The 26,216-nt window shown below is 70.3% G+C and carries 31 protein-coding genes; 12 read left to right on the top strand and 19 right to left on the bottom strand.

The window, feature by feature from the left end; all coding sequences use genetic code 11:
* Nucleotides 1-327: 327 nt before the first annotated feature.
* Both ACLFA2_RS03940 and ACLFA2_RS03935 read right to left on the bottom strand, forming a co-directional pair.
* Nucleotides 328-2,028, bottom strand: coding sequence for a long-chain-fatty-acid--CoA ligase (locus ACLFA2_RS03940; RefSeq protein WP_426622074.1), 1,701 nt, complete (start codon nt 2,026-2,028; stop codon nt 328-330).
* A 45-nt stretch (nt 2,029-2,073) separates the two neighbouring features.
* A complete protein-coding gene (locus tag ACLFA2_RS03935) occupies nt 2,074-2,472 on the bottom strand; it encodes a hypothetical protein (RefSeq protein WP_021198946.1) in 399 nt (132 codons plus the stop codon).
* Between the two features lie 62 nt (nt 2,473-2,534).
* On the opposite strand from ACLFA2_RS03935, the gene ACLFA2_RS03930 reads away from it, so the two are divergent.
* A complete protein-coding gene (locus ACLFA2_RS03930; RefSeq protein ID WP_167253242.1) occupies nt 2,535-2,900 on the top strand; it encodes a cupin domain-containing protein in 366 nt (121 codons plus the stop codon).
* Between the two features lie 63 nt (nt 2,901-2,963).
* Here the strand turns inward: ACLFA2_RS03930 and ACLFA2_RS03925 are convergent, their stop codons facing one another.
* From ACLFA2_RS03925 to ACLFA2_RS03850, 16 genes are all read right to left on the bottom strand, one after another.
* A complete protein-coding gene (locus ACLFA2_RS03925; RefSeq protein ID WP_021198941.1) occupies nt 2,964-4,124 on the bottom strand; it encodes a flagellar hook protein FlgE in 1,161 nt (386 codons plus the stop codon).
* Nucleotides 4,125-4,150: 26 nt separating this feature from the next.
* Nucleotides 4,151-4,594, bottom strand: a complete 444-nt coding sequence (locus tag ACLFA2_RS03920) for a flagellar hook assembly protein FlgD (protein WP_426622073.1) — start codon at nt 4,592-4,594, stop codon at nt 4,151-4,153.
* Nucleotides 4,595-4,608: 14 nt separating this feature from the next.
* Nucleotides 4,609-6,093: a flagellar hook-length control protein FliK gene (locus ACLFA2_RS03915; RefSeq protein WP_426622072.1), complete on the bottom strand. Its 1,485-nt coding sequence runs from the start codon at nt 6,091-6,093 to the stop codon at nt 4,609-4,611.
* On the bottom strand, nt 6,090-6,518 hold the full coding sequence (locus ACLFA2_RS03910; RefSeq protein ID WP_029267013.1) for a hypothetical protein: 429 nt from the start codon (nt 6,516-6,518) through the stop codon (nt 6,090-6,092). Before ACLFA2_RS03910 ends, ACLFA2_RS03915 begins: the two co-directional genes overlap by 4 nt.
* Nucleotides 6,515-7,810, bottom strand: a complete 1,296-nt coding sequence (locus tag ACLFA2_RS03905; RefSeq protein ID WP_426622071.1) for a FliI/YscN family ATPase — start codon at nt 7,808-7,810, stop codon at nt 6,515-6,517. The genes ACLFA2_RS03910 and ACLFA2_RS03905 overlap by 4 nt, the downstream gene beginning before the upstream one ends.
* Nucleotides 7,807-8,412: a FliH/SctL family protein gene (locus tag ACLFA2_RS03900; RefSeq protein WP_081860084.1), complete on the bottom strand. Its 606-nt coding sequence runs from the start codon at nt 8,410-8,412 to the stop codon at nt 7,807-7,809. Before ACLFA2_RS03900 ends, ACLFA2_RS03905 begins: the two co-directional genes overlap by 4 nt.
* Nucleotides 8,402-9,406: a flagellar motor switch protein FliG gene (gene fliG / locus ACLFA2_RS03895; protein WP_029258622.1), complete on the bottom strand. Its 1,005-nt coding sequence runs from the start codon at nt 9,404-9,406 to the stop codon at nt 8,402-8,404. The genes ACLFA2_RS03900 and fliG overlap by 11 nt, the downstream gene beginning before the upstream one ends.
* Entirely contained in the window at nt 9,403-11,025 is a 1,623-nt protein-coding gene (fliF, locus tag ACLFA2_RS03890) for a flagellar basal-body MS-ring/collar protein FliF (protein ID WP_021198935.1), read from the bottom strand. Before fliF ends, fliG begins: the two co-directional genes overlap by 4 nt.
* Nucleotides 11,025-11,330, bottom strand: coding sequence for a flagellar hook-basal body complex protein FliE (gene fliE / locus ACLFA2_RS03885; protein ID WP_029258621.1), 306 nt, complete (start codon nt 11,328-11,330; stop codon nt 11,025-11,027). The genes fliF and fliE overlap by 1 nt, the downstream gene beginning before the upstream one ends.
* Complete coding sequence (locus ACLFA2_RS03880; protein WP_021198933.1) at nt 11,330-11,722, bottom strand: flagellar basal body rod protein FlgC; 393 nt, start codon at nt 11,720-11,722, stop codon at nt 11,330-11,332. The genes fliE and ACLFA2_RS03880 overlap by 1 nt, the downstream gene beginning before the upstream one ends.
* Nucleotides 11,719-12,060 (bottom strand): flagellar basal body rod protein FlgB, encoded by a 342-nt coding sequence (locus ACLFA2_RS03875; protein WP_021198932.1) that lies wholly within the window; start codon nt 12,058-12,060, stop codon nt 11,719-11,721. Before ACLFA2_RS03875 ends, ACLFA2_RS03880 begins: the two co-directional genes overlap by 4 nt.
* A 112-nt stretch (nt 12,061-12,172) precedes the next feature.
* On the bottom strand, nt 12,173-12,469 hold the full coding sequence (locus ACLFA2_RS03870; RefSeq protein ID WP_029258620.1) for a hypothetical protein: 297 nt from the start codon (nt 12,467-12,469) through the stop codon (nt 12,173-12,175).
* A complete protein-coding gene (fliS, locus tag ACLFA2_RS03865; protein ID WP_029258619.1) occupies nt 12,466-12,852 on the bottom strand; it encodes a flagellar export chaperone FliS in 387 nt (128 codons plus the stop codon). The genes ACLFA2_RS03870 and fliS overlap by 4 nt, the downstream gene beginning before the upstream one ends.
* A gap of 2 nt (nt 12,853-12,854) precedes the next feature.
* Entirely contained in the window at nt 12,855-14,243 is a 1,389-nt protein-coding gene (gene fliD, locus ACLFA2_RS03860; protein ID WP_167253255.1) for a flagellar filament capping protein FliD, read from the bottom strand.
* A gap of 69 nt (nt 14,244-14,312) precedes the next feature.
* Nucleotides 14,313-15,143 (bottom strand): flagellin, encoded by an 831-nt coding sequence (locus tag ACLFA2_RS03855; protein WP_021198928.1) that lies wholly within the window; start codon nt 15,141-15,143, stop codon nt 14,313-14,315.
* A 108-nt stretch (nt 15,144-15,251) separates the two neighbouring features.
* Entirely contained in the window at nt 15,252-16,052 is an 801-nt protein-coding gene (locus tag ACLFA2_RS03850) for a sigma-70 family RNA polymerase sigma factor (protein ID WP_029258617.1), read from the bottom strand.
* A gap of 196 nt (nt 16,053-16,248) precedes the next feature.
* Here ACLFA2_RS03850 and ACLFA2_RS03845 point away from each other — a divergent pair, with 196 nt between their 5' ends.
* The 10 genes from ACLFA2_RS03845 (at nt 16,249) to ACLFA2_RS03800 (ending at nt 24,460) form a co-directional block, all read left to right on the top strand.
* On the top strand, nt 16,249-16,731 hold the full coding sequence (locus ACLFA2_RS03845; protein WP_021198926.1) for a flagellar protein FlgN: 483 nt from the start codon (nt 16,249-16,251) through the stop codon (nt 16,729-16,731).
* A gap of 13 nt (nt 16,732-16,744) precedes the next feature.
* On the top strand, nt 16,745-18,154 hold the full coding sequence (flgK, locus tag ACLFA2_RS03840) for a flagellar hook-associated protein FlgK (RefSeq protein WP_021198925.1): 1,410 nt from the start codon (nt 16,745-16,747) through the stop codon (nt 18,152-18,154).
* A 13-nt stretch (nt 18,155-18,167) separates the two neighbouring features.
* Complete coding sequence (locus ACLFA2_RS03835) at nt 18,168-19,049, top strand: flagellin (RefSeq protein WP_029258616.1); 882 nt, start codon at nt 18,168-18,170, stop codon at nt 19,047-19,049.
* Nucleotides 19,046-19,417, top strand: coding sequence for a flagellar assembly protein FliW (locus ACLFA2_RS03830; RefSeq protein ID WP_426622070.1), 372 nt, complete (start codon nt 19,046-19,048; stop codon nt 19,415-19,417). Before ACLFA2_RS03835 ends, ACLFA2_RS03830 begins: the two co-directional genes overlap by 4 nt.
* Before the next feature lie 59 nt (nt 19,418-19,476).
* Nucleotides 19,477-20,100, top strand: a complete 624-nt coding sequence (tsaB, locus tag ACLFA2_RS03825) for a tRNA (adenosine(37)-N6)-threonylcarbamoyltransferase complex dimerization subunit type 1 TsaB (RefSeq protein ID WP_167253258.1) — start codon at nt 19,477-19,479, stop codon at nt 20,098-20,100.
* Nucleotides 20,097-20,585 (top strand): ribosomal protein S18-alanine N-acetyltransferase, encoded by a 489-nt coding sequence (gene rimI, locus ACLFA2_RS03820; protein ID WP_426622069.1) that lies wholly within the window; start codon nt 20,097-20,099, stop codon nt 20,583-20,585. Before tsaB ends, rimI begins: the two co-directional genes overlap by 4 nt.
* Entirely contained in the window at nt 20,582-21,649 is a 1,068-nt protein-coding gene (gene tsaD, locus ACLFA2_RS03815; RefSeq protein WP_426622068.1) for a tRNA (adenosine(37)-N6)-threonylcarbamoyltransferase complex transferase subunit TsaD, read from the top strand. Before rimI ends, tsaD begins: the two co-directional genes overlap by 4 nt.
* Nucleotides 21,646-22,131, top strand: coding sequence for a hypothetical protein (locus ACLFA2_RS03810; protein WP_021198919.1), 486 nt, complete (start codon nt 21,646-21,648; stop codon nt 22,129-22,131). The genes tsaD and ACLFA2_RS03810 overlap by 4 nt, the downstream gene beginning before the upstream one ends.
* A gap of 3 nt (nt 22,132-22,134) precedes the next feature.
* Nucleotides 22,135-23,274: a hypothetical protein gene (locus ACLFA2_RS03805; RefSeq protein ID WP_426622067.1), complete on the top strand. Its 1,140-nt coding sequence runs from the start codon at nt 22,135-22,137 to the stop codon at nt 23,272-23,274.
* 322 nt (nt 23,275-23,596) lie between these two features.
* Entirely contained in the window at nt 23,597-24,460 is an 864-nt protein-coding gene (locus tag ACLFA2_RS03800) for a hypothetical protein (RefSeq protein ID WP_152525863.1), read from the top strand.
* A gap of 7 nt (nt 24,461-24,467) precedes the next feature.
* Here ACLFA2_RS03800 and ACLFA2_RS03795 read toward each other — a convergent pair whose 3' ends face one another.
* Nucleotides 24,468-25,673, bottom strand: a complete 1,206-nt coding sequence (locus ACLFA2_RS03795; protein WP_426622066.1) for a THUMP-like domain-containing protein — start codon at nt 25,671-25,673, stop codon at nt 24,468-24,470.
* A gap of 158 nt (nt 25,674-25,831) precedes the next feature.
* Here ACLFA2_RS03795 and groES point away from each other — a divergent pair, with 158 nt between their 5' ends.
* Entirely contained in the window at nt 25,832-26,128 is a 297-nt protein-coding gene (gene groES / locus ACLFA2_RS03790) for a co-chaperone GroES (RefSeq protein ID WP_017203655.1), read from the top strand.
* The last annotated feature ends 88 nt before the right edge of the window (nt 26,129-26,216 follow it).

The raw sequence follows: 26,216 nt of genomic DNA, 5'->3' as shown, positions 1-26,216 counted from the left end.
CGGCCGGCGGCGGTCGGACGTTAGCCGAGCCCGGTTCAGGGAGGTGCGCGCGACGAAGTTTCCGTCGGCGGGGGAGCAGAAGCGCGAGTTCGTCGGAGCAACAGGCCTACAAGGCCATCGCTCAGCTCGAAGCGGCAGGATTCGTACAAGAGATCACCGGACGCAAGCGGGACCGTGTCTGGGTCGCCGCCGAACTGCTCGCGGAGCTCGACGACCTCGACCGGCGGATCCAGGCGGAGATGGGCAGCTGAAGGGCCAACCGGCGGAACTGCGATCACGTGGGTGTCGCTCCGAGATGCTTCGTGCTCGCTGTGCGACCGAGACGGCTCAGCGGTCGGCGAGCAGGCGGTCGCGCACCTGACGACGCAGCACCTTGCCGATGAGCGACCGGGGGAGGTCGTCGACGGCGGTGATCCGACGAGGCACCTTGTAGGGGGTGAGCCGGGTGCGGCAGAAGTCGCGCAGCGCATCCACGTCGAGGGCCGCACCGTCGCGGAGCACCACGGCGGCGGCAACCTCTTCTCCGCCGTGGGGTCGCGGCAGGCCGACGACCGCCGCGGCGACGACATCGGGGTGGGCGACCAGCGCGTCTTCCACCTCGCTGGGAGACACGTTGAACCCGCCGGTGATGATGAGCTCCTTGAGGCGGTCGACGATGCTCACGAACCCGTCGGAGGAGACCTGGGCGATGTCGCCGGATCGGAGCCAGCCGTCCGGCAGCAGGGCATCTGCCGTCTCGCCCGGACGCCCCCAGTACCCCTGGAAGACCTGCGGTCCACGGATGAGGAGCTCTCCGGGCTCGCCGGCGGGCAGGTCGACCGCAGGGTCAGCCGGATCGACGACGCGGATCTCCGTGCTCGGGAAGGGCACCCCGACGGTGCCGGGGCGACGGGTGGGACCCATCGGATTGCCGAGCGCGACCGGTGAGCTCTCGGTCATGCCGTAGCCCTCGACGAGCAGGCCACCGGTCGCTTCCTCCCAGCGCTTCACGGTGGCCACCGGAAGGCTCATGGCCCCGGAGATCGCGAAGCGGACCGTCGAGAGGTCGATGGTCCCGCGGGCGGCCGCACGTGCGAGCGCGTCGTAGATCGGCGGCACGGCGGGAAGGAAGGTGGGCGGCGTCGTACGTGCCGCCGCGGTGACCAATCCGAGGTCGAACGTCGGGAAGAGGACGAGTCGCGCGCCGATGCTCATCGCGAAGGTGAGGCACAGGGTCATGCCGTAGGCGTGGAACAGCGGCAGCACGCCGTAGAACGTCTCCTCGCCGTCGACGAGACCCGGTACCCACGCCCGTCCCTGCATCGCGTTGGCACGGAGATTCGCGTGCGTGAGGATCGCTCCCTTCGGGACACCCGTCGTCCCGCTCGTGTACTGCAGCAGGGCGATGTCTTCCAGGCCCGGTCCCGCCACCCGTCGGGAGAGGCGTCGGTGATCGGCGAGGCTCTTCCACGCGATCAGGTGCCGCGCCTTCGGGGCGCCCGTGAGCTTCGCCCTGGCCTCGCGGGCCCGGGGCAGGGGCAGGCGGAGCGCGAGGCGCTTCGACAGCGGCATCGCCGTGGTGATGTCGACGCTCACGATGTGCTCGACCCTGACATCGTCGGGGAATCCGGCGACCGTGTCGACCGATTTGTCCCACACGACCGCGACGCGGGCGCCGTGATCCTCGAACTGATGCCGCAGCTCGCGCGCGGTGTAGAGCGGGTTGTGCTCGACCACGATCGCGCCGAGCCGGAGGATCGCGTAGAAGGCGACCACGTGCTGTGGGCAGTTGGGCAGCACCAGCGCGACCCTGTCGCCGTGGCCGACGCCGAGGCGCCGCAGACTCTCTGCCGCCCGTTCGACCTGCTCCCCGAGCTCGCGATAGGTCGTGACCGCTCCGAAGAAGTCCAGTGCCGGGCGCCGCCCGAAAGACTTCACACTCGCCGACAGCATCTCCGGCAGAGTCTGCGACGGTTCCGCGATCTCCGCGGGGACACCCTCCGCATAGGAGTCGAGCCAGGGGCGGGAGGCGAGCGGGGATTCGGGCATGCCTCCATCCTGCCCGGGATCCCTCTCAGCGGACACCGCATCCGTTCAGCCGAGGAAGAGGAGCACGATCGACAGGATGACGGAGGCCGCGCCGACCCCGGCCAGCGTGATCCCCAGCACCTGGAACGCATGCAGCAGGGGCCGTCGGGGTTCGAACCGCATCAGGCTCGGGTGCCGTTCACTGAGGAACGCGTCGGCTTCTTCCCGCCCGTGCCAATGGACCGATTCCTCCGCGCGCAGCGGGCGCTCCCAGAAGTCGCCGGCGGCGAACCAGCGTGCTCGCGCCCGGCCGCCGTCGTCCTCGACGATGACCACCTCGTGCGGCACCCAGGAGCCGTCGTGCAGTTTCACCAGGAGCACGATCGCGAGCAGCGGGAGCCCGATGCCGAGGCCGATCCACGAGAGGACCTCGGCGATTGTGCCGACAGCGTCGACCGCGTTCATGACCGGCTCCGTTCTCCCTCAGACGACAGTACCGGCGAAACCCGGCGGCCTAGGCTGACGGGGTGGACGAAGACACACGGAACGTGCAGGCGGCGCTGGCGAGCATCACCGAGCACTGGCAGCCGCATCGATTGACGAGCATCAACGACTACGACGTCAAGGTCGTCAAACTGCTCGGCGAGTTCGTCTGGCACACCCACCCCGATACCGACGAGCTCTTCATGGTGGTGCACGGAGAGCTGACGATCCAGCTGCGCGACCGCGATGTCGTGCTCGGACCGAACGATGTCTTCGTCGTCCCGAAGGGCGTCGAGCACTGCCCGCGCGCCGATCAGGAGGTGCACGCGATCCTCTTCGAGCCGAAGGGCACCGTCAACACGGGCGATGCCGGCGGTGAGATGACATCGGAGCTCCGCGAATTCGGTTAGGGAGCGGTGGGTGGCGACCCGCGCCGCCACCCACCGACCGAGACTCCGCAGAGTCTCACCGACTCAGCGCTTGAGGTTCGTGAGCTCCTGCAGCACCTCGTCGCTGGTGGTGATGATGCGGGCGTTCGCCTGGAAGCCGCGCTGCGCGACGATCAGGTTGGTGAACTCCTGCGACAGGTCGACGTTCGACATCTCGAGCGCGCCGCTGATGATGCCGCCGAGCCCGTCGGTGCCGGCCTGACCGAGCGTCGGCTCTCCGGAGTTCCCGCTCGGGCGGTACTGGGAGGATCCGGCCTTCTCGAGTCCGCCCGGGTTGACGAATCCTGCCAGTGCGACGCGGGCGAGCACCTCGGTGTCGCCGTTGCTGAACGTGCCGACGAGGCTGCCGTCGTTCATCAGCGCGTACGAGCTCAGCGTGCCGGCCGGCTTGCCGTTCTGCTCCTTGATCGCGACATCGCTGACGTCGGCGAACCCGGTGACCGCCGAGAGGTCGACCGTGACCCCGCCGGAGACGATGGAGGAGGCCGCCGGCTGCTTGCCGTCGGTGAACGTGAGGGCGGTGTTGGTGCCGCCGGGCTCGGTGACGTTCCAGCCCGTGGCGGTGCGGGTGAAGGTGAGACGGAGCGACGTGGCCGTGCCCTCGGCGTCGTAGGTCTTGATGTCGCGCACCAGCTGCTCGCCGACGGTGGCACCGGAGGGCAGGTTGCCGGTGACGCGGGCGGTGGTGGTGGCGGTGGCAGGGCTGAGCGCTCCGACCGGAAGGCGGATGTCGCCGATGCCCTGACCGGGCACGATCACTCCGTTCTGGGCCGTCCAACCCTGCACGAGAGCGCCGTCCGCCGAGACCAGCTTGCCGCTCGCGTCGAACGAGAAGCCGCCGTTGCGGGTGTACAGGGTCTCGCCACCCGAGCGCACGACGAAGAACCCGTCGCCGGCGATCATGAGGTTGGTCGGCACCCCGGTGGGCTGCGGAGCCCCGGAGGCGAAGTTCGTGCTGATGCCGGCGACCTGCACGCCGAGACCGACCTGGGCGGGGTTCTGACCGCCGGCGGCCTGCTGCGGCATCATCGAGTTGCGCACGAGCTGCGAGAGCGAGTCCTGGAACTGCACGGCCGAGGCCTTGAATCCGGTCGTGTTGACGTTGGCGATGTTGTTGCCGGTGACGTCGAGCATGGTCTGGTGCGAACGCAGACCCGAGATTCCGGCGAACAGAGAGCGGAGCATGGTGATGCCTTTCTGGAAGGGACTGGTCAGGACTGCGAACGGGGAGCGAGGGCGACGCCGGAGACGGCGTCAAGCGGGATGGAGGCGTCGCCGATGGTGACGAGGGGCACGGCGCCGGCGTAGGACACCGAGGTGACGATGCCCTTCTGTGTGACACCCTTCTCATCGACGTACTGCGCTTCATGGCCGATCAGAGCGGCTGCGGTCTGGCGCATGCTGAGCGCGAAGCTCTCGGTCGAGGTCGCCGTGAGCGCGGTCAACTGCTCCATCGAGGCCAGCTGCGTGGTCTGCGAGATCATCTCGTTGGTGTTCATGGGCGAACTCGGATCCTGGTTCGTGAGCTGTGTGACCAGCAGCTTCAGGAACACCTCGGAGTCGAGAGTCTTCTTGCGCTCCGTCGGGGGCGTGGTGCTGCCCGTCTGCACGCCGGAGGGCGGGATGGTGCCGGAGATGGGGTCGACCGCGGTCATGGGTTCCTCTCGGATCAGGCGAAGACGTCGATGCCGCCGTGCGGCGCGATGAGGGACGGGGGAGAGGCGGGGTCTGCGGGTGACGACGGATCAGTCGGCAGAGCGCCGTCGGGCGTGGTGGGCAGGGCATTCGCGTCGCGACCCGTGCCGGTTCCCGGCTGGCCGCCGTGAGTCCCGGTGGCGCCGTTCCCGGAACCGCCGTTGCTCCCGGAACCGGTGCCGTTGCCCGGGGCGGAATGCTGCGGGTTCGACGACGCCGCGCCGTCGTCCGCGCTCGACAGCAGGAGCGAGGCGTGCGGTGCCGCAGCGGCCAGGTCGCGGCGCAGGTCGATGAGGATCGCACGGAGCGCCTCTCTGCCGAGGTCGTTCGGCGCGTGCAGCTCGATGTGGATGGCACCGCCGGAGATGTGCGCCCGCACGGTCACGGGACCGAGGTTCTCGGGGGACACCGTCAGGGTGAGGCTGTGGTCGCCGTCCGGAGCCTGGGCGAGCGACACCACGGGCGCGGCGATCTGCGGGAGCAGCGCGGGCCGGGCGGTGGGGACCGCGACCGGAGCCGCCACGGAGGTCACGGGCGCAGGGGCAGGCGTGGTGCCCACAGGAGGAAGGGCCGCGTCACCCGGCGTCGCTGTCGAGGAGGCGGTCGGCGAGGCTGTGGACGTCGCTGTCGGCGTGGCTGTCGGCGAGGGAGACGCCGTGGCGACGGGAGTCGAGGTCGCCGCAGCAGCGGATGTCGCGGCATCCGGGAAGCTGTCGCCGACGGTCGCGGACGTCTCCGACGTTCCTGTCCGGGTTGTCGGGATCGGGGCTCCGGGACCGTCGAGGACGGTCGGGGTCGGATTCCCACCGACGCTGATGCGGGGGACGGGCGGGAGAGCCGGGTTCGCCGACGGCGCTGCGTGGCCGGCCGTGCCGATCGCGGCCGTCACCGCAGGCGCGGCGCCTCCCGGAACAGGAGCGACCGTGGGTCCGGGGGTGGAACTCTGCGACGTCGCGAGCGCGGGGGTCTGCGTGTTCGCGGGGGCCGCTGCCGGGGCCGCCGACGAAGAAACCGGAGCGCCGTTCGACCCGGTGTGCGTGGCGAGGCCTGCGGCACCGGCCTCGTGCTCGAGTGTCCCCTCGGCGGTCGTCGTCGGATCCGCGCCGTCCGGCGCAGGCCCCGGCACGAGGGGGGCTCGGGCCGCCGAGCCGTCGATGCAGACCACGGCACCATCCGGAGACGCCGGGTGACTCGGCGTGGGCGCAGGGAGGACAGGCGGGGGAGACGGGATCGGCGCGTCCGACGCCGAACCGTCCGCCGATGATCCGCCGGCAGATGATCCGTCGGCAGACGACGCGGCGGATGATCCGGCGAGAGCATCGGTCGAGGCGCGCGAGGCATCCAGGATGACGTCGGCGAATGCCGCAGCTCCCGGCGTGACCTGCCGGGAGTGGGCGGGTGTACCCGATGCGCGATTCGTCCGCGCGCCGAGCAGATCCACGATGCCGAGAGACGTCATGCCTGGCCCTCCCTGTCCGTCTGGGCGCGCGCGCCGATCTCGTCGAGTTCGGCCTGCTCCGCGTGCAGCTCGGCGGCCCGCACCTGCAGTGCGTGCGCCTGGGCGAGCCTGTCGAGTCCGCGCATCGCTCGCCGCGCGTCCGCGTGCTCGGTTCGTGCCTGATCGACCGTCTGCTCCTGCATCTCCGAAAGCGTCGCGAGGTCGGCGAGCAGGGTCCGGCCGGCCACACGGGCGGCAGCGAGGGCGGCGAGGGAGCGCACGTCGACGGCCTCGCTCCCGACGCCCGACAGGTGCGCGCGCAGCGAGCGGTCGCGGGCCTCGGTGTGCTGGGCGTCGATCACGGCGCGCGAGAGCCGCTGAGCCGCCGCGCGCTCCTGGATCTCGCGTACGCGCAGCAGACCGGCCAGGGAGAAGGACCGCGTCATGAGACTCCTCCGAACGCCGTGACGAGTTCGTCCAGCCGCCGCCATGATTCGCCGATCTCGCTCGTCTCGTCGAGGGACTGGGTGAGGAAGGCGCCGATGGCCTTCTCGTGGGCGACCGCCGCGTCGATGCGGGCGTCCGCCCCGGCCTGGTACGCGCCGATGTCGATGAGATCGTTCGCGCGCCGCCGCGCCGCGAGCACGGCGCGCAGCGTGGCCGCCTGCGCCCGGCGTTCGGGAGCGGTGACCTTGCCGGCCACCCGCGACACCGAGCCGAGCACGTCGATCGCGGGATGGTGACCGGAGAGAGCGAGGGCGCGATCGAGCACCACGTGACCGTCGAGGATCGACCGGACGGTGTCGGCGATGGGCTCGTTGTGGTCGTCGCCGTCGACGAGCACGGTGTAGATGCCGGTGATCGAGCCGCGGGTGTCGGTGCCCGCCCGCTCGAGCAGGCCGGCGAGGAGGGAGAACGTGGAAGGCGGATAGCCCCGGGTGGCGGGAGGCTCCCCGGCCGAGAGGCCGATCTCCCGCTGCGCCATCGCCACGCGGGTGAGCGAGTCCATCATCAGGATGGCGTGGGCGCCGTCGTCGCGGAACGCCTCGGCGATCCGCGTGGCGGTGTAGGCCGCACGGATGCGCGCCATGGCCGGCTGGTCCGAGGTCGAGACGACGACGACCGAGCGGGCGAGCCCGTCGGGTCCCAGATCGTCTTCGATGAATTCGCGCACCTCGCGACCGCGCTCGCCGACGAGGGCGATCACGGTGACTTCCGCCTCGGTGCCGCGCGCGATCATCGACAGCAGCGAGGACTTGCCCACACCGGAGCCGGCGAAGAGGCCGACACGCTGTCCGCGTCCGACGCTCACGAGCGTGTCGAGCGCGCGCACGCCGAGGGGAAGAGGCGAGTCGATCCGGTCGCGCCCCATGATCGAGGGCGGAGCATGGTCGAGGCCCACGGGGACGGCACCGGTCAGGGGCCCCTTCCCGTCGATCGGGCGCCCCAGCCCGTCGAGGACCCGTCCGAGCAGCGCGGTACCGGTCGGTACACGCAGCGCCCCTCCGCGTGCGCGCGCCGGAGCGCCGACCGTGAGGCCGGCGACGGGGGCGAGGGGCATGCATCGCAGTCCGCCCTCGCCGATAGCGACGACCTCGGCATCGATGCCGTCGAGGGTCACGACGTCGCCGACCGCTCCCTCGAGTCCGCGCACCTGCACACTCAGCCCGCGCACCTGGGAGACCTCGCCGACCCGCTCCGGTCGCACCGCTTCGCGCACCGCGTCCCAGGCGTTCATGCACCGGCCTCGGCGAGGGCGAGGCGGGCGCGCTCGAGCGCACGGGCGACGCGGGCGTCGATGTGCCCGTGGGGCAGGGTCGCGATGGCGTCACCCCGGGCGAGCGTGTCGTCGGCGATGAGCGCGATGCCGGCCGGTTCGGCTGCCGATCCTCGAAGCGTCCGGAGGTCGTCCGGGTGCAGGCGCACCTCGCGGATCTCCGACGGGTCGACACCGCTGACGGCTCGTCGCGCGGCGGCTGCGGCGGAGGCGCCGGCATCGGAGAGCTCACCGGCGACGATCAGCTCCGCGAGCTCGATCGCGCACCGCAGCACGTGGTCCTGCGCGGCCGTGGTCAGTTCGCGTTCGCGCTCGTTCAGCGACCGAGCGGCGGCGTGGAGCACGGCGACCGCGCGCGCGACCTCTCCGGCTTCGACCGCCTCACGGGCGGCCCATGCCTCCTCCGCCACGCGCTGTGCCGCCTCCGCCTCGGCGCGGCCGGCGCGAAAGCCTTCCGCGTGTCCGTCGGCATAGCCGCGCGTCTTCGCCCTGGCATGCTCCTCTCCGCTCCCGCGTCCGTCGAGACGTGGGAACAGCACCGGAGAGAAGGCGTCAGTAGACATACTCGTCCTCGTCCGCGCGCTGCACGGTGATGTCGCCGGCCGCCTCGAGCGCGCGGATCGTGCGCACGATCTCGGCTCTGGCCTCCTCCACCTGCGACACACGCACCGGGCCGAGGGTGCGGGCTTCCTCGTCGAGGTTCTCCCTGTTCCGTTCGGAGACGTTGCGCCGGATGAGGTCGGCGATGGGCTGGTGCGCACCCTTCAGCGCGAGGGCGAGCGAGCGGATGTCCATGCCCCGCAGCACGCGCTGCGTGTCGCGGTCGTCGAGCTTGACGATGTCGGCGAAGGTGAACATGCGCGAGCGGATGTCCTCCGCGAGGGCACTGTCCCTGTCCTCGATGCTCGCCAGGAGGGCCTTCTCGACCGTCGCCCCGGAGCGGGCGATGATCTCGACGAGCGGTTCCACACCGCCGAGCACTTCGGGGGTGTCGCGTGCGGCGAACGTCCCGGTCCGCGCCTTGAGCGCATCCGCCACGATCGCGATGGCCTCCTGCGATGCGGTTCCCATCGTCGCGATCGCATGCGCGACATCGGTGCGGGTGGGGTCGGGAAGGGCGGCCAGCACCGCGGCGGCGCGGTCGGTCGGCAGGTGGGCGAGCACCAGGGCGACGGTCTGCGGGAGCTCGCCGTCCAGAAGGGTCGCCAGCTGCGCGGGGTCGGCGGATCCGAGAAATTCGAAGGACGACGTCATCGAGGAGGAACCGACTCTGCCGAGCACGGCGGCGGCACGTTCGGCGCCGAACGTCGCCTCCAGCAGTCCTGCGGCGATGTCGCGGCCGCCACGGGCGGGCGGCAGGTGGCCCGAGGCGATCCGGTGGAACTGTCCGAGAGCCTGCGCTGTGGTCGCCGCATCGAGGTTCTGCAGGTCGATGATCTCGGCGGCGACGGCCTCCGCCTCGGATTCGGAGAGGTGCTTCATCACCTCGATCGCCTGCGCGCGATCGAGGTTCATCAGCACGACCGCCGCCGTCTGCCTGTCGGTCAGTCCGGTCATACCTGCTGCCTGTCGTCGATGAGGGTCCGCAGCAGGTCGGCCGTGCGCTTCGGGTCCTGCCGGGTGAGGGAGTCGATCTCGGCGCGGCGGCGCTCGAGGCTGACCTGCGCGGGTTCCGGGTCGGGCTCCGGCTCCGGGTCGGGAGTCGTCTCGAGGAAGGCGAGCGGAGTGGTCGGCGCCTGGTCGATCGCCGCGGTGGCACCGGCATCGAGGACGGTGAGCGCGGGCGGGCGCTCACCGAAGAGCTGGTCGAACTCGGTGTCGGCGCTGCTGCGTCGGCGTGCACGGATGATGAGGGCGGCGAGGCCGGCGAGCAGGGGGATGGCGATGGCGGCGGCGATGATGATCGTGTTCAGCAGCGCGGCCTGACGTGCGGCCCCCTCGGCGTCCTTCGCGGCCTGGAGCGCGGCCTGCGCCGCTTCGGAGCTGGTCTGGTTGAACGAGACGAGCTCGACCGCGATCGAGTCTCCGCGTTCGGTGTCGATACCGGCGGCGCTCTCGACGAGGTCGCTCAGCTGCGCGGTGCTCAGGTCACCGCCCGCACCCGCGTCGACCGCGACCGAGACCGACTGGCGCAGCAGCGATCCGGCGGGAGTGGACGTGCTCTGCGTGCTCTTGTTGACGGCGTTGGTCTTCGAGGTCTCGGTGGACTCGGAGGTTCCGTCGCCGTCGGCCGACGGGACGGCGATGTTGTCGGGGCCGAGCACGCCGGCGTTCGAACTCGAGCCGTTCTGCCGGTCGGTCCTGGTCTGCTCCGTGAGCGGGGGAGCGCCTTCGGCCGGGGTGTAGGTCTCTTCGACGCGCTCGTTGACCGAGTGATCGATCTCGGCGACGACGGTCACCTTGGCGTTGCCGGGCCCGACGACGGTGTCGAGCATCTGCTGCACGTTCGCGGTGACCCGCGCCTCGTAGTCGCTGGCCTGCTGGTCGATGCCGCCGGTGGTTCCGACGCCCGCGGCGGAGAGGGTCTGCCCGCTCTGGTCCACGACGGCGACGTTTTCGGGCTTCATGCCGCTGACCGCGGCAGAGGTCAGGTGCACGATCGCCTCGACCTGCTTCGGCGACAGCGTCGAGCTGCCGGAGGTCTCCACGAAGACGGAGGCGGTGGGATCGACGGTCTCCGAGACGAAGACGCTCTCCTCGGGGATCGCGAGCTGCACCGATGCGGCGGTCACACCCTTGATCGAGGAGATCGTCGCGGCGAGCTCGCCCTCGATGGCCCGCTTGAAGGTCACCGACTGCTGGAACTCGCTCGTCGTGACGCCCATCTTGTCCAGCAGCGAGTATCCGCCGGAGCTGGTGCCGGGGAGCCCCGCCGACGCGGCGGCGAGCCGCTGGTCGTAGACGTCCTTCTCGGGGACGAGGACGGTCGCTCCTCCGTCGGCGAGTTCGTACGGCACCGATGACGACCGCAGCTGTTCGACCACGGCGTTCGCGTCGGAGGCGCTCATGCCGGAGAACAGCGGCGTGTACGTCGGGCGGCTGAGCCAGCTGGAGAGCGCGACGATACCGAGGGCGAGCACGGCGACGCCGATGATGGCGATCGTGCGCTGGGCGAGCGAGAAGCCCGCGATCACGCGTCCGATGCGCTGGAACACGTTCGTGACGGCCTGGGGCATCAGGCTTGCATCCGCATGATCTCGTTGAACGCGTCGACACCCTTGTTGCGCACGGCGGCGACGAGTTCGAGGGTCACGGATGCGCGCGAGGACGCGATCATCGCGGAGTGGATGTCGTCGAGGTCGCCGGTGACGGCCGCGACTTTGAGCTTGTCGGACTCGGACTGCAGCGAACGCAGCTCGTCGATGGCACCGGTCACGCTGCTCGCGAAGGCGGTGTCGTCGGCGGCCTTGGTCGTCGCGGGGGCGGGCGGGGCGAGCGTGAAACCGGAGGAGATGGCTTCGATGCCGGGGAGTGAGGCCATCAGCTGCGTCCGATCTGGAGGGCGGATTCGTAGGAGTTGCGTGCGCGGTCGACGATGGCCGCACTCGCCTGGTAGCCGCGCTGGGCGAGGATGAGCTGGCTCATCTGGTCACCCAGGTCGATGTCGGGGTAGCGCACGTAGCCGTCCGCGTCCGCAAGGGGATGGTCGGGCTGATGGACGAGGCGTCCCTGCGCGCTGCCCTGCGCGGTTCCGGCCACGTATACGCCCGGGGACTGATCGCTCGTCTGGGCGAGGATGTACCTGGCGCGGAAGGCCGCCCCGTTGCTGGGGGCGGCGGTGTTGATATTGGCGATGTTGTCGCTGATGGCGTCGAGCCACTTGCGGTGCACGGTCAGGCCGGTGCCGGCGATGCCGATGGCGTCGAAGGTCATGAGGTCCTCATCGCGGTGCGCATCGACGTGAACGATCCGTTCACGGCCTGCGTCGCGAACTGATAGCGCAGCATCGTGTCGATGCTGGACAGGGTTTCGGTGTCGAGGTTGACGTTGTTGCCGTTGAGGCGCGTGGGCTCGAGCGAGGTGCCGACCGTCGCGCCGACCCGTCCGTCGCCGGCATCGATCGAGCGGGCGAGCGCCTCTTCGAACTGCACGCGCTTGGCGTGATAGTTCGGGGTGTTGATGTTGGCGATGTTGTCGGAGATCGCGCGCTGGCGCTGCGCGAGGCCGTCGAGCGCACTCGTCAGTGCGTTGATGGTCACAGAATCGAACACGAACCGGCTCCCCGTGTGTGGCTGGTATGGCCGATCCATGGCCGAGTCTTGCGAGCCATCCGTGCTCGCCCTGCTCTATCGGCAGGGTCGTCCGCGATGTTAGGAAGCGGTTTCACCCGTCGACGTCGAGGTAGGCGGGCTCTTCGGGACGGCGCGTGCTCGGGATGCGGCTCACGGCGCCGAGATGCCGACGCATGCCGTCGAGGTCGGAACGGGCACGGTCCATCGCTGAGCGCTGGAGGTCGATCACCCGCCGGGCGTGGTCGGCGAGAGAAGGGGGAAGCGGCGTGCGCGGGGGCGTCCAGGGGGCGAGGGTGGCCTCGGCGGCGGCACCGGGGGCGGCGTCGAGGATCTGCTCGGCCTCCTGCTCGAGTCGGTCGAGCAGCGAGGTCCACTCTTCCACGCTCACGCCCGCGCCTCGGCCACCGTGCGCGCGGCCTCGTGCCAGGCGTCGCGCAGGGGGGAGATGATCTCGTGGCAGGCGTGCGTGCGCTCGGGATCGCGACCGATGTTGGCCCCGATGAGCGTCTGCGACAGGAACACGTACAGCGAGCGCAGACCCGCACTGCCGTTCCAGTCGTCGGTGAGCGACGAGGACAGTTCCGAGACGATCGCCTGCGCGTGCTGCAGCTGGGCGTTCGCCTCCTCCCAGTCCTCGGCGCGCTGGGCGACCTCTCCGCGTTCGATGTCGAGCAGGAGACGGTCGTAGAGCATCGTGACGAGACGCTCGGGCGGTGCCGACAGCACGGCGTCGTCACGGTAGCGCTGCTGGGCGCGTAGGGCGGCGTTCATGCTCACTTCCCGGAGTTCGAGCTCGAGCCCGGCAGGGCGGCGATCTGGGACGACAGGTACGAGGACTGCGACTGCAGCTGCGACAGCATGACCTCGAGGCGGGCGTAGGTGCGCTCGAGAGTGGACTTGCGCTGCGCGAGGCGGACGTCCCAGCGTTCCATCTGCTCGCCGAGACCCTTCACCTCGCTCTCCTGGCCGGTGATGCGCGTGGTGAGCAGGCCGTCGTACTTGTCGGAGTAGACCTTCGAGGTGTCCTGCACCCGCGAGGCGATGTCGGAGAACAGCCCGGCGACCGCGTCGGGGTCCTTCGCGAGTGCCTCGGCGAACTTCTTCTCGTCGAAGCTGAGCACGCCGTACATGTCGGTCGAGATGCCGATAGACGACGGGGAGACGCCGTTCACGGGATGCTGCACCGCGTCGGCGAGGGCCGTGCGGAGTCCTCGGACCGCGCTGTCGCCGGTGAAGACGCCCAGTGTGGTCTTGTCGCCCTGCTTGGCGGCGACGGTCGCCTTCGAGCCGTTGTCGATGCGGGTCAGGATGTCCTTGACGGCGGCGATGAAGTCGGCGGACGCCTTGGTCCGTGCCGCGGTGTCGACGGCGACGCCGATGGTGACGGGGGCCGCGGAGACGGCGGAGACGGTCACGTCGACGCCGTCGAACAGGTCGGTGAACGTGTTGCTCGACGACGTCAACACCTGCTCGGCGCTGGTGCCCGCCCACAGCCGCACCTGCGCATCGGCGCCGACGTCGATGACGGCTGCTCCTGCTTCGGTGGAGATGTCGGAGGCGGTGCCCGCAGCGACCGCCGCTGTGTCTCCGCGATAGGCGCGGAACTGTCCGGCTTCCCCGGAATCGGCGGCACGCAGCTGCAGGCGGTGCATGGGGTTGCCGTCGGCGTCGCGTCCGGCGGGAACGGCCGCGGCGACGATGCCGAAGCCCGCTTCGTTCACGGCCCGCGCGACATCCTGCATGGACGAGGAGTCGGCCGTGACCTGCACGCGCTCGCCCTTCGCGTTCTCGAGGGTGATCACGGGCGGGTCGACGGGCCAGCCGTTGGAGGCGGCCGAGACGATGGTGTGGTTCTTGGCGACCTTGTCGACGACGATGTCGGCCGCGAGCGGCGCCGCGCCCTCGCGGGTGGCGACGGTGACCGTGGGAGAGGACGACGTGGTGGTGAAGCGGGCCAGCCCGTCGCGCGTCGCGGCCTTCTCCGCCGCCGTGGCGAGGTTCTGCACGGCGGTGTTCAGCGTCCGCAGCTGGGTGACGATGCCGTTCTTGTCATCCATCTTCGCCTTGAGCAGCGAACGGGGGATGGCCGCGACATCCATCAGCGCCTTGATGACCTCGGTGGTCTTCAGGCCGGAGACGAGGCCGTCGAGCGAGAGGGACATGGTCGCCTTTCCAGGTCGGGAGCGGACAGGGTCCGGGCGCCGGTGGGCGCCCGGACCCTATGGCATGGTTCAGCGCAGGAGCTGGAGCACGCCCTGGTTGGCCTGGTTGGCCTGGGCCAGCATCGCCGTACCTGCCTGGGACAGGATGTTCTTCGACGTGAACTTGACCATCTCGGACGCCATGTCGGTGTCGCGGATACGGCTCTCGGCAGCGGCGAGGTTCTCCGCCGACACGTTGAGGCTGTTGATGGTCGACTCGAAGCGGTTCTGCAGCGCACCGTAGCCGGCACGTGCGGTCGAGACCGCCTGGATCTGCGTGTCGATGCCCGCCAGTGCGGTACCGTACGTCGCCGCGTCCGTCATGGTCGCCGCGAGCGTCTTGATGTCGGCACCGAGGGTGGCGAAGTCGGTCAGGGCGACCGAGATCTGGTCCTCGGCGGCGACGGAGCCCGCACCGACCTGGAACGTCAGCGTGTCGCCACCCGAGAGCAGCTTGATGCCGTTGAAGTTCGTGCTGCCGGCGATCCGGGTGAGCTCATCACCGAGGGTGTTGATCTCCTTCTGGATCGCGTCGCGCGACTTCGCGTTGTTCGAGTCGTTCGCACCCTGAGCGGTCAGGTCGCGAACGCGCTGCAGGATCGAGTGGACCTCGGTCAGGGCGCCTTCCGCGGTCTGGATGACCGAGATGCCGTCCTGGGCGTTGCGTGCCGCGACGTTCAGACCGTTGACCTGCGAACGCAGGCCCTCGGAGATCGCGAGGCCTGCAGCGTCGTCGGCCGCGCGGTTGATGCGGAAGCCGCTGGACAGCTTCTCGAGCGACTTCGACAGGTCGTTCTGGGTGTTGGACAGGTTGCGGTAGGCGTTGAGGGCCGACACGTTCGTGCTGATCTGCATACCCATAAGGGTTCTCCTCCGTGAATGGTGTTGTGCGGGAGACCATCCGTGGTCTCCCGGTCACACCTATCGGCGGAGGGGACGCGGGCGTTAGCCGTGCGTATGGGAATCGGCTCAGGCGGGTGCCGGATCGCGGAAGACCCCGGCGATCCGGGAACCCGCGACATCGGCGATCCGTGTGAAGTAGGCATCGCGGGCGCCGGCGGAGACCCGCGTCGTGGTGGTCGGTGCGGTCCCTTCGGCGAAGAACCGATCCAGGGCGTCGCGCAACAACCGGATCGCCTCCGACCGCTGCTGCGACACGGCCGAGTGCGTCACGCCCAGCTCTTCGGCGATCTCCTTGACCGGACGCTCGTCGAAGTAGACGGCCTGCACGATCCGGCGCATCCGTTCGGGAAGGGCGGCGACGGCCTGTTCGAGCACCTCGCGCCGTTCCCCGATCAGAGCGGATTCCTCGGGGAGGGGGATGTCGGCGGCGACGTCCCGGGCCGAGGGGTCGTCGATGGTGGTGAGCGTCCTGGCGGCATCGCCGAGCGCTTCGATGACGACCTCTTTCGGAACGCCCATCGCCGTGGCGACCTCGGTCGCCGTGGCGGTCCGGCCGAGACCGGCGGTCAGGGTCTCGCGGACGGCGACGGTCTCCTTGATGCGTTTGCGGATGCCCCGGGAGGCCCAGTCCATCGAGCGCATCTCGTCGGCGAAGGCGCCGAGGATGCGACGACGGGCATAGGCGCCGAAAGGCACCCCGAGCTCGGGGTCGAAGGCCTCGGCCGCGGTCACGAGCGCGAGCGCTCCGACGGCGGCGAGCTCGTCGCGGGGGATGTGGGTGGCACGGGCATGGGTCTCGGCGGCGAGGTATCCGACCAGAGGGAGGTTGCTCTCGATGAGCAGATTGCGCTCAGCGCGCGACGACATGGGGGATGATCCACCTCTCTGGATGCACTCCGGAAGTTCCGAGGAGATGAACAGATGCGCATATCACACTTCTCGTGATCTGTACATGGGGAGAACTGTCCATCGCCGTTCCACATAGTAACGTTAGGCGAGCGCTGGCCGATAGTGACCTTTGGCCGCGTTGTCAGGCGGGGCGATCACTGGGGAAAAGGGGATCATGGGAGCCAACGAACTATCGATACAGCTGTGGCGCGAGCGCGAACTGCTCGAGATGCTGCTCTTCAAACTCGATGAGCAGCAGTTGCTGCTCGCCGCCGGAAGATCCCAATGGATCCAGTTTGCCGCGCGGGAGATCGATCAGGTACTCGACAGGCTGCGTGGCGCGGGGCTCGCCCGCACCGTCGAGGTCGCGACCGTCGCCGAGGAGTGGGGAGCTCCCGACGCGACGACCATCCGCGAACTGATCGCGCACGCCCCCGAAGGCGCATGGCAGGAGGTGTTCGCCGACCACCTGCGCGCGCTCACGAAGCTCGCCGCCGAGGTCGAGCAGATGCGCGACGCCAATGCCGAGCAGCTCAGCGGCGTGCTCCGCGCGACGCAGGAGACCATCGCCGCACTCGGACACGACACCGGCGAGTACACGACCAAGGGTGACCGCGCACGCGACGACGCTGCGCGCATCATCGACACCGAGATGTGACCGAGAGGGGATCATGTCGACCTTCAGTGGACTGAACACGGCGGCCAGCGGATTGGCCGCCGCCCGGCGCGGCATGGACGTGGTCGGGCAGAACATCGCCAACCAGAAGACCGAGGGATACACGCGCCAGCGCGTGACGACCTCCGCGGTCGCCGCGATCGCGCAGACCGGCCGTTTCAGCGTCGGTGCCCTCCCGGGGCACGGCGTGTCCATCGACGGGGTGGCGCGACTGGGTGACGCTCTTCTCGACGCCAGGGTGCGTGACGCCCTCGGTGCCTCGGGGTACTGGTCCACCCGGGCCGTGGCCGCGACCACGATCGAGGCGTCGCTGGCCGAGCCGACCGCGAACGGACTCGCGGCGCGGCTGTCGAAGTTCTGGTCGGGCTGGCAGGATCTCGCGAACACCCCGGATTCAGGTGCGGCGGCGTCGAGCATCCTCGAATCGGCGAAGGAGCTCGCCTCGCACATCGCCGGCGGGTATCGCAACGTCGCCACGCAATGGAGCAACGCCCGCGACTCCGCGGATCGCACGGTCTCGCAGGTGAACGCGACCGCCGACCAGATCGCGGTGCTCAACGACGAGATCCGCGACGCGCTCGCCTCCGGTCGCTCGGCGAACGAACTGATGGATCAGCGCAGCGTCCTCGCGCAGAACGTGGCGAGGATGTCCGGGGCAGCGGCCACGATCGAGGCCGACGGCACGATGACGGTCCGCCTCGGTGGCAACGCACTGGTCTCGGGTTCCGACGCCCGCCATCTCGTGCTGACGGGCCCGGCCTCGATCGACTCCGGTCAGCGCTTCAGCCTTTCCTGGGCGTCCGCGCCCGATCTCCCCGTGTCGATCGACGGCGGTGAGCTCGGCGCCTCGCTCTCGGTTCTGGCACCCGCGGCCGACGGCGGCATGCTCGCCGGACTCGCGGCCACCTACGACACGGTGGCGACGGCCCTCGCCGACGCGATGAACGCGCAGCACCGGGCGGGCGTCACCTCCACGGGCCAGGCCGGCGGCGACTTCTTCACCCTCCCCGCCACCGGATCCGCAGCGCTCGGTCTGAAGGTCGCGGTCGGATCCGCCTCCGAACTGGCGCTCGCCGCCCCGGGGTCGGGGGCGTTGGACGCGACGAACGCCGACCTGATCTCCCAGATCGGCCGGCGGGCCGGCTCTCCCGATGCGATCTGGTCCGATCAGGTCACCCGGTTCGGCGTCGCGACGGCCGCCGACGTGCAGCGCGCCAAGCTCTCCGATTCCGCTGCGGTCGCCGCGGTCGGCGCACAGCAGTCGGTCGCGGCTGTCGACGGCGACGAGGAGACGATCAGCCTGCTCACCTACCAGACCGCCTACCAGGCCGCAGCCCGCGTGATGACCGCGGTGGATGAGGCGCTCGACGTGCTCATCAACCGCACGGGTCTCGTCGGACGCTGAGCGAAGGAGCACCGTGATCTCTCGAGTGACGTCATCCGCGATGACGCAGACGGCCATGCGCCAGCTGCAGTCCAACCTCTCCGAGCTGGCGCGTCTGCAGGAGCAGGCGACGTCCCAGCGCGCGTTCGCCGCCCCATCCGACGATCCGGCAGCCGCGGCAGCCGCACTCGCACTGCATGCCGAACAGCGCCGCACCGAGCAGTACGCCCGCAACATCGACGACGGCCTGGCATGGGTCACCGCCGCCGACACGGCCATCACCGCGAGCACGGCCCTGCTGGGGCGCGTCCGCGACCTCACCGCCCAGGGCGCGAACGACGGCGCGCTCGACGCCACCGCCAAGGAGGCCCTCGCCGTCGAGCTCGAGGGCATCCGCAAAGAGCTCCTCTCCCAGGCCAACACCCGGCTACTCGGACGCTCCGTGTTCGCCGGTACCTCCGACACCGCGGCCTTCGCTGCCGATTACAGTCACAGCGGGGTACCCGGAGCCGAGGTCACCCGACGGGTGTCGGACGCGGCATCCGTCCGCGTCGACACCGACGGCGCCGCCGTGTACGGCACCGGAGACGACTCGGTCTTCGCCCTCGTCGACAAGATCGTCGCCGACCTCCGATCCGGCACGAACGTCGGTCCCCGTCTCGGCGAGATCGACGGTCGCCGTACGGCCATGCTCGCGGTGCAGGGCTCCGTGGGCACCAGACAGGCTCAGATCGAACGCGCCAAGGAGGCGGCAGTGCAGAATTCCGTGTCCCTCGAGTCCCGCAGGACGGCGGTGGAGGACGTCGATTCGATCGAGGTGCTCGTGCGTCTGCAGGCACAGGAGCTCGTGTACCGCTCGGCGCTTGCCGTGAATGCGCGCGTCCTCCAGCCCTCGCTCATGGACTTCCTCCGATGACCGCCGCACTGACCTTCCTCGCCCCGCCGCCGGGACTCGCCCCCCACGTCAACTTCGCGCTCGCACCCGTCGACGGATCCGACGGGCTCTTCTCGATGCGCGCTGTCGACGACTCCGCCTTGCGCCTCTACCTCGTCGATCCCCGGAGCGTTCTGAGCGAGTACGCGCCGACCCTGACCGACGAGCAGGCGGAGGGGCTTGCGCTGGGATCGCCGGACGACGCGCTGATCCTCGTGGTCGCCCATCCGTCCGCTGAGGGCGTGAGCGTGAATCTCCTCGCCCCGGTGATCGTCAACCGGACGACGGGAGCCGCATCGCAGGTGATCCTCGAGGATCAGGACTACCCGCTGCGCGCCCCGCTCGGCTGACCCCGGACCTGGGCTCCCGTAGGCCGCTCTCCTCAGGCGGCGGCGGCTAATCTGGAGTCGTGATCCTTGCCGTCGATACTTCCCTGGGCACGGCTGTCGCCCTCATCGATGCCGACGGGACGCGACGCGCCGAAGCCGGTGCCGTCGACCCGCTCGGCCATGCCGAGGTCATCGGCGACCTCCTCGTCCGTGCTCTCCACGAGGCGGGCGATGCCCAGATCACCCACGTGGTCGCGGGCATGGGACCCGGTCCCTTCACCGGGCTGCGCATCGGCATAGCCGCAGCGCGCACCTTCGCCCTCGGGCGCGGACTGCCGGTGATCCCCGTCCCCAGCCATCTCGCGGCAGCACTCACCGCTCTCGAGGCCGACGCCGCGACCGCACCGTTCGCGATCGTGACGGACGCCCGCCGCCGCGAGGTCGCCATCACCGTGTTCCACGGCCTCGACGACGACGGCATCCCGGTGACCGTCTCCGACACCGTGCTCGTGCGGGCCACAGAGGCCGACGCGTACCTCGACGGCATCCGACGTATCGATGTGGCGACGCTCTCCGGGACGGATCTGGCGCGGGTCGGCGCACGCGCGCTCGCGGCCGGTCGCACCCTCGCCGGCGACGAGCCCCTCTACATGCGTCACCCCGACGTCACGCTCCCCGGCGCCCCGAAGAAGGTGGGCACATGACGCTTCGCCACGCCACCGTCGAAGACCTCGACGCGATCATGGCGATCGAGAACCGGTCGTTCCCGTCGGACGCCTGGAGCTCGGAGACCATGGCCGCCGAGCTGGCGAGCCCGCACGGACGGTACCTGGTCGACGAGCATGAGGGCGCGGTGGTCGGCTACGGCGGGGTGCGCGCCCTGCAGGGAAGCGCCGACGCCGACGTCCAGACCATCGCGTTGCTCGCCGAGTACCGCGGCCAGGGGCGGGGCAGGACGCTGCTGCGGGCGCTGCTCGCGGCGGCCTCGGAGCGTGGTGCGCGCGAGATCTTCCTCGAGGTGAGGGCCGACAACCCCTCTGCCGAGGGGCTCTACCGGGCCGAGGGTTTCGAAGAGATCGCCCGCCGCCCGCATTACTATCAGCCCGACGACGTCGATGCGATCGTGATGCGTCGAGAACTGCCAGGTCACCCGGTGCCGGGCGCCACGGCCGAGGAGGCGAAGTCATGAGCGAACCGCTGGTCCTCGGCATCGAGACGAGCTGCGACGAGACGGGCATCGGCATCGTACGCGGACGTACCCTGCTCTCGAACACCATCGCCTCGAGCATGGACGAGCACGCGCGATACGGCGGCGTCGTGCCCGAGGTCGCCGCCCGAGCGCACCTCGAGGCGCTGCAGCCGGCCATCGACGCGGCACTCGCCGAGGCCGATGTGCGCCTGGACGACCTCGACGCGGTCGCCGTCACGAGCGGCCCTGGGCTCGCCGGGGCCCTGATGGTCGGCGTCGGCGCGGCGAAGGGCCTGGCGGTCTCGCTCGACAAGCCCCTGTACGCGGTGAACCATCTGGTCGGGCACATCGCCGCCGACATCCTCACCGCCGATTCCGCTCCGCTCGAGTATCCGACCGTCGCGCTGCTCGTGTCCGGTGGACACACCTCGCTGCTGCATGTGCGCGACCTCACCACCGACGTCGAGCTGCTGGGGGAGACGATGGACGACGCGGCGGGAGAGGCGTTCGACAAGGTCGCCCGTCTGCTGTCGCTGCCGTATCCCGGCGGACCGGAGATCGACCGGGCAGCGGCCGACGGCGACCCGAACGCGATCCGGTTCCCCCGCGGGCTGTCCCGTGCCTCCGACCTGGCGAAGCACCGCTACGACTTCTCGTTCTCGGGGCTGAAGACGGCGGTGGCCCGCTGGGTCGAGCGCTGTGAAGCCGAGGGGGTCGAGGTCCCGGTCGCCGATGTCGCTGCGAGCTTCCGGGAAGCGGTGGTGGACGTTCTGGTCACGAAGGCGCTGGCCGCCTGCGCCGACCTCGGTGTGCCGCGGCTGCTGCTCGGAGGCGGCGTGATCGCCAACCGGCGTCTGCGTGAGGTCGCTCTGGTACGGGCCGGAGCCGCGGGGGTCACGGTGCGCATTCCGCCACTGTCTCTGTGCACCGACAACGGCGCGATGATCGCGGCGCTCGCCGCCGAGCTGATCTCGTCCGGCCGCCGTCCGTCCACCCTGGACTTCGGTGCGGACTCGACGCTTCCCGTGACCGAGATCCAGATCGCGGAGGCGGTGTCGGCATGAGCGACGTTTCCGGCTCTCCCGAGGCGACACCCTCGACGACGCCGGCGGCGCGCATCGAACGTCCCAGCGGCGAGGTCGAGCATCCGGCCGGCAGCGCTCGTCTGCCCGGCGCCCGCCGTGACGGCTACACCAAGATGCCGACCGGGCCGGTCGGCATCGAACCGGTCGTCGCGACCGGGCCGGACATCGATGCGCCCGATGACACGGAGTGGGAGCCGTCGACGGGATCCGTGCCGATCGACGACACCCGTCTCGCTCCGTGGGCGCTGTTGGCCGCGATCGTGGCTCTCGGGGCATCGTTCTTCGTCGGCTGGGGCATCCCCGTCGCGGTGGTCTCGGTGATCGCGGCGATCATGTCGCTGCGTCGCCCTGTCGAGAGCCGGGCGATCGCGCGGTGGGCGCTCGTGCTCGGTCTCTGCGCCACGGTCTACAGCTTGGGCTGGCTGGTCTGGGCCGGCATGCAGTTCGAGAGACTCGGCTGACCGGTGCTGGACGCGGCGGAGCTCGAGGAACTGCGCTCCCTGCAGGCGCGGGCCTATGCCCGGGACTCCTCGCTCACGGGCGCCGACGCGGCCAGACTGCGCGAGCTGGAGGAGCGCCGGGTCGCGCGTCCGATCGCGCCGCGCGGCGAGGCGTCACCCGTCGATGCCGTGACTTCCTCCGCGTCGGAGGCGGCTGGACGATCCCCGGTCGATCTCCCGGACGCCGGAACCGAGCGCCAGGGCACGCATGCCGCCGAGGTGTCGGATGCGGAGACGTCTGTTGCGGAGGGGGCGTCGGCCGACGCAGCCTCGCACGACATCGCCCCGCGCGTCCTCCCACTGCTGCGCGTGCACTGGCGGGCGGCCGCGATCGCCGTCGCGGTGCTGCTGGTCGTCGGTGTGGGATGCGGCTGGATGCTCTTCGGCAGATCCGGCACCGCTTCGGTCGCCCTGACCGCGCAGCAGCAGGAATGGCAGAGCGCCCTGATCGCGGGTGGGCGCTACGATCAGGGATCCCTGCGCGCCCTCGCGGTGGAACAGGGCGCGGTCATCTGGGCGGCGACCAAGGACGACGGAGAGAGCACGTGCCTGCTCGTGGCGACATCCCCGTCGGCCCTGCCCACCTGCGAGCGTACCGAGACGGTCGAGAGGACGGGGCTCTTCGGCGCGGTCACGCTGGAGTCGAAGGACGAGATCAGACGCGAGCTCAATGTGCAGCTGATGTTCGCCCCCTCCGGCGAACCCGCCGTCGCCGTCCACACGTCGGAGTACGGCCCCGGCACCACCAACGGCGTCATCTACGAGAACGCCGAGGAGGCGGAGAAGGCGAAGCGGATCGCCGGGCAGGGGTTCGAGATCAACTCGCTCTGGGTCATCGGCTACGACGGAGAGGTGCCGGTGTGGACGGGGATGGAGCTCGAGGGCTTCCAGACCTGCCTGATCTACGACGGCTCGAACGACCGCTTCCCGCGCGTCTGCGCGGATGCACTCACGATGCAGGAGCAGGGTGCCACGCTGGTGCTGAACGTGCTCGACGATGCGAGCGGCGAGCTCGTGCGCCTCGAGCTTCCGACCGCGAGCAACGGGAACTCCTCTCTGACGATCAGGCGTGAGGGGGGTGCCGGCCGTGCAGGGGGAGGCTGACGCCGACGAGCTCCGCGCGCTCCGGCGCAGGGCCTACGCCCGCGACGGTGTGGTGACGGATGACGAGCTCCGGCGGTTGCGTGAGCTCGAGGACGCTCGACGATCCGCGATGTCGACGAGCACGCCGACTCCTGCGGAGCCACTCGCGGTGAGCATCGGCCCGGAGCGTCCTCTGTCTGAGTCTGAGCCGGTGGATGCGCCTGAGCCGGTGGATGCGCCTGAGCCTGAGCCTGAGCTTGAGCCTGCGCCTGAGTCTGAGCCGGTGGATGCGCCACGGTCATGGGGCGCGGTTCGCCGTGCCCTTCGGCGCTATCGGTGGGGCGTGTCGGCGCTCGCCGTCCTGCTTCTGGCGCTCGGTACCGCCATCGGTGGGGTCGTGTTCGCGCCACGAGACGGGAGCATCCCGCTCACGGCAGCGCAGCAGGAACGCCGAGAGGTGCTCGCCGCGGCCGACTTCGACCCCGGCTCGCTCCGTGCTGTCGCTCGGGACGAGGAGGCCCTGGCGTGGTACGCGACCAAGGACGACGGCAGCATCGTGTGCGTGATCCTCGATGCGGGCGAACAGTCGCAGTCGAACTGTCTGCCGGTCGCCGACACCGGACGCGGCCTGAGCGTGTCGTTTCCCGTGCCGCTCGCCGCGCCGGACGACGACCCGGACGGCGACCCGCGTGGCGTGGGGGGTGTGAACGCCACGATGCTCGTATCGACGACGGGGGAGCCGATGGTCGTGCTCCAGCACTGGTCGATGCCCTCCACGGCGCCCTCGCAGTTCGCGGGCGACGAGCGCACGCGGGCAGAGGAACTGGTGGATGAGGGGTTCGCGTTCACGATCGAGATCGTGGGCTACTTCCGCACGGCCCCGGTGTGGGTCGGGGACCGTCTCTCGGACGAGGGCGAGATCGAGAAGTGCCTCGTCGTCGACGCCGTCGATCTGACGGCGTGCGCATCTCTCGACGCGGCAGCGGAATCCGGGATCGAAGCGCGGATCGATGACGTCGACGGGGCTTCCGGCGGGGTCGTCGGCTCGTCGGTGCTCGAGGCGCGGTTCACGAGGTGGCAGACGCCCTATCTGACCATCACCGACGCGCCGGTGACCGGCGCGGAGCCGGGGGATACCGTCCGGGTCGACGCGCCTCCCGGTGACCCCATCGTGGTCGAGCCGCCGGGTCGCGACGCGGAGCGTTGAGCGGGGGTCAGTTCGCTGCGGGCACCCGGTCGGCGAGGATCGCGCGGCGCTGATCGCCGATGCGGGCCAGGATGAGTGTCGCCTCCTGGTCCCCACGCAGCGTGAGCTTCTTGCGGAAAGCGGCGGGATCCACGTCGACTCCGCGCTTCTTGATCTCCAGGCGCCCGATGCCCTGCGCCTGCAGGGCGGCGTTGATCGCCTTGGGGTGGGCCGGGAGGGTCTCGCGCACCCGGAAGGACTGCACGAAAGGACTCGTCAACGCCGCGTCGGAGGTCAGATAGGCGATGTGCTCGTCGAGCATCCCCGCCTCCAGGCTCCGGGCGACCTCGCCGATCAGCCGCGCACGGATCACGGCGCCGTCCGGTTCGTGCACGAACGCGCCGAGCTCGCGCACGGGTTCATCGGGGGCGTCCGCCGGCGCCGTCAGCTCGTGCGAGCGCTCGTCGCGGATCACGAGGGCCGCCCGCCGCACCCCTTCCCGGGCGAGCGCGCCGCTCCAGACGACCAGTTCGACCACGCTGCCGTCGGCACTGACCCACTGCGCCTCGGCGCCGACCGGCAGGGCGTCGCGGTCGTGCGCCGGTCCGAGCTTGATACCGGTCGGATGGTGAGCCGCCACCTCGAACGCCCAGTCCAGCGAGGGGGAGTAGTCGTCGGCCGAGACGCGCCGGGTCTCGCTGTGACCGGAAGTGCGTCTGGCCGGGTCCATCCAGACCGCGCTTCCCGGGTCCAGCGACGAGATGGCGTCTTCGGCCGTGCGATGGTCGACGACCGCGCTGTCGCCGAACGGGGCCAGGTTGTAGGCGGCGATCGCCGAGGTCACCTCGTCGGCATCGACGGCGCGCACATCGAGTCCGGCGCCGGCGAAGGCCAGGGCGTCACCGCCGATTCCGCAGCCGAGGTCGGCGACACGGGTGAAACCGGCGTGACGGATCCGCTGCGCATGCCGGGCTGCGACGCCCAGCCTCGTCGCCTGCTCCAGCCCCGCGCGGGTGAACAGCATGCGTGCGGCGAAGGGCCCGAACTTCGCGGTGGCCCTGGAGCGCAGGCGGGCCTGGCCGACGACGGCGGAGACCAGCTCGGGGGAGTGGCCGCCCGCGCGCAGCCGCGAGACGGTGCGGGCGACATCGGCGGTCGATTCGATGGGCCCGACCGCGTCGAGCAGTTCGAGACCGGCGGGGGTCAGCAGGGCGCGCAGCTCGGACATCTCCACCCGCTCAGCCTAATTGCCCGTGCGAGTCGTCGAACTGCGGCGCGCACTGGCACTCGCATTGCGTGAGTGCCAGCCGAGCGCCTAGACTGGATTAGCACTCTCGGGTTGAGAGTGCGAACAAGTCTTTCGTGTCAGCGTCAAGAAAGAAGAGGTAGACCGTGTCGGTTTCCATCAAGCCGCTCGAGGACCGCATCGTCATCAAGCAGGTCGAGGCCGAGCAGACCACCGCGAGTGGCCTGGTCATCCCCGACACCGCCAAGGAGAAGCCCCAGGAGGGCGAGGTCGTGGCGGTCGGCCCCGGCCGCATCGACGACAACGGCAACCGTGTTCCGCTCGACGTCGCCGTCGGCGACCGCGTGCTCTACAGCAAGTACGGCGGCACCGAGGTGAAGTTCGGCGCAGACGAGTTCCTCGTCCTGTCGGCCCGCGACGTCCTGGCGGTCGTCGTCCGCTGATCTGCGGAACCTGATTCCCGTCTCTCCTGAGGGGCGGGCAAGGTCATCGAAGGGGCCCGGATGCGTATCGCATCCGGGCCCCTTCTGC

The sequence above is a fragment of the Microbacterium sp. As-52 genome, from assembly GCF_049949185.1.
Lineage (GTDB): Bacteria > Actinomycetota > Actinomycetes > Actinomycetales > Microbacteriaceae > Microbacterium > Microbacterium maritypicum_A.
This window is presented reverse-complemented; position numbering and strand designations above follow the sequence as displayed.

Coding starts and splice junctions, on each gene's coding strand:
- ACLFA2_RS03935 (WP_021198946.1), bottom strand. CDS start 2,472: ATGAACGCGGTCGACGCTGTCGGCACAATCGCCGAGGTCCTCTCGTGG.
- fliS (WP_029258619.1), bottom strand. CDS start 12,852: ATGAACGCCGCCCTACGCGCCCAGCAGCGCTACCGTGACGACGCCGTG.
- ACLFA2_RS03850 (WP_029258617.1), bottom strand. CDS start 16,052: ATGTCGTCGCGCGCTGAGCGCAATCTGCTCATCGAGAGCAACCTCCCT.
- ACLFA2_RS03810 (WP_021198919.1), top strand. CDS start 21,646: ATGAGCGACGTTTCCGGCTCTCCCGAGGCGACACCCTCGACGACGCCG.
- ACLFA2_RS03855 (WP_021198928.1), bottom strand. CDS start 15,143: ATGGGTATGCAGATCAGCACGAACGTGTCGGCCCTCAACGCCTACCGC.
- fliG (WP_029258622.1), bottom strand. CDS start 9,406: ATGACCGGACTGACCGACAGGCAGACGGCGGCGGTCGTGCTGATGAAC.
- ACLFA2_RS03910 (WP_029267013.1), bottom strand. CDS start 6,518: ATGACGCGGTCCTTCTCCCTGGCCGGTCTGCTGCGCGTACGCGAGATC.
- rimI (WP_426622069.1), top strand. CDS start 20,097: ATGACGCTTCGCCACGCCACCGTCGAAGACCTCGACGCGATCATGGCG.
- fliD (WP_167253255.1), bottom strand. CDS start 14,243: ATGTCCCTCTCGCTCGACGGCCTCGTCTCCGGCCTGAAGACCACCGAG.
- ACLFA2_RS03915 (WP_426622072.1), bottom strand. CDS start 6,093: ATGACGTCTCTCGGCATCGTGGATCTGCTCGGCGCGCGGACGAATCGC.
- ACLFA2_RS03845 (WP_021198926.1), top strand. CDS start 16,249: ATGGGAGCCAACGAACTATCGATACAGCTGTGGCGCGAGCGCGAACTG.
- ACLFA2_RS03900 (WP_081860084.1), bottom strand. CDS start 8,412: ATGTCTACTGACGCCTTCTCTCCGGTGCTGTTCCCACGTCTCGACGGA.
- ACLFA2_RS03905 (WP_426622071.1), bottom strand. CDS start 7,810: ATGAACGCCTGGGACGCGGTGCGCGAAGCGGTGCGACCGGAGCGGGTC.
- ACLFA2_RS03830 (WP_426622070.1), top strand. CDS start 19,046: ATGACCGCCGCACTGACCTTCCTCGCCCCGCCGCCGGGACTCGCCCCC.
- tsaD (WP_426622068.1), top strand. CDS start 20,582: ATGAGCGAACCGCTGGTCCTCGGCATCGAGACGAGCTGCGACGAGACG.
- fliF (WP_021198935.1), bottom strand. CDS start 11,025: ATGCCCCAGGCCGTCACGAACGTGTTCCAGCGCATCGGACGCGTGATC.
- flgK (WP_021198925.1), top strand. CDS start 16,745: ATGTCGACCTTCAGTGGACTGAACACGGCGGCCAGCGGATTGGCCGCC.
- fliE (WP_029258621.1), bottom strand. CDS start 11,330: ATGGCCTCACTCCCCGGCATCGAAGCCATCTCCTCCGGTTTCACGCTC.
- ACLFA2_RS03880 (WP_021198933.1), bottom strand. CDS start 11,722: ATGACCTTCGACGCCATCGGCATCGCCGGCACCGGCCTGACCGTGCAC.
- ACLFA2_RS03940 (WP_426622074.1), bottom strand. CDS start 2,028: ATGCCCGAATCCCCGCTCGCCTCCCGCCCCTGGCTCGACTCCTATGCG.
- ACLFA2_RS03920 (WP_426622073.1), bottom strand. CDS start 4,594: ATGACCGCGGTCGACCCCATCTCCGGCACCATCCCGCCCTCCGGCGTG.
- ACLFA2_RS03925 (WP_021198941.1), bottom strand. CDS start 4,124: ATGCTCCGCTCTCTGTTCGCCGGAATCTCGGGTCTGCGTTCGCACCAG.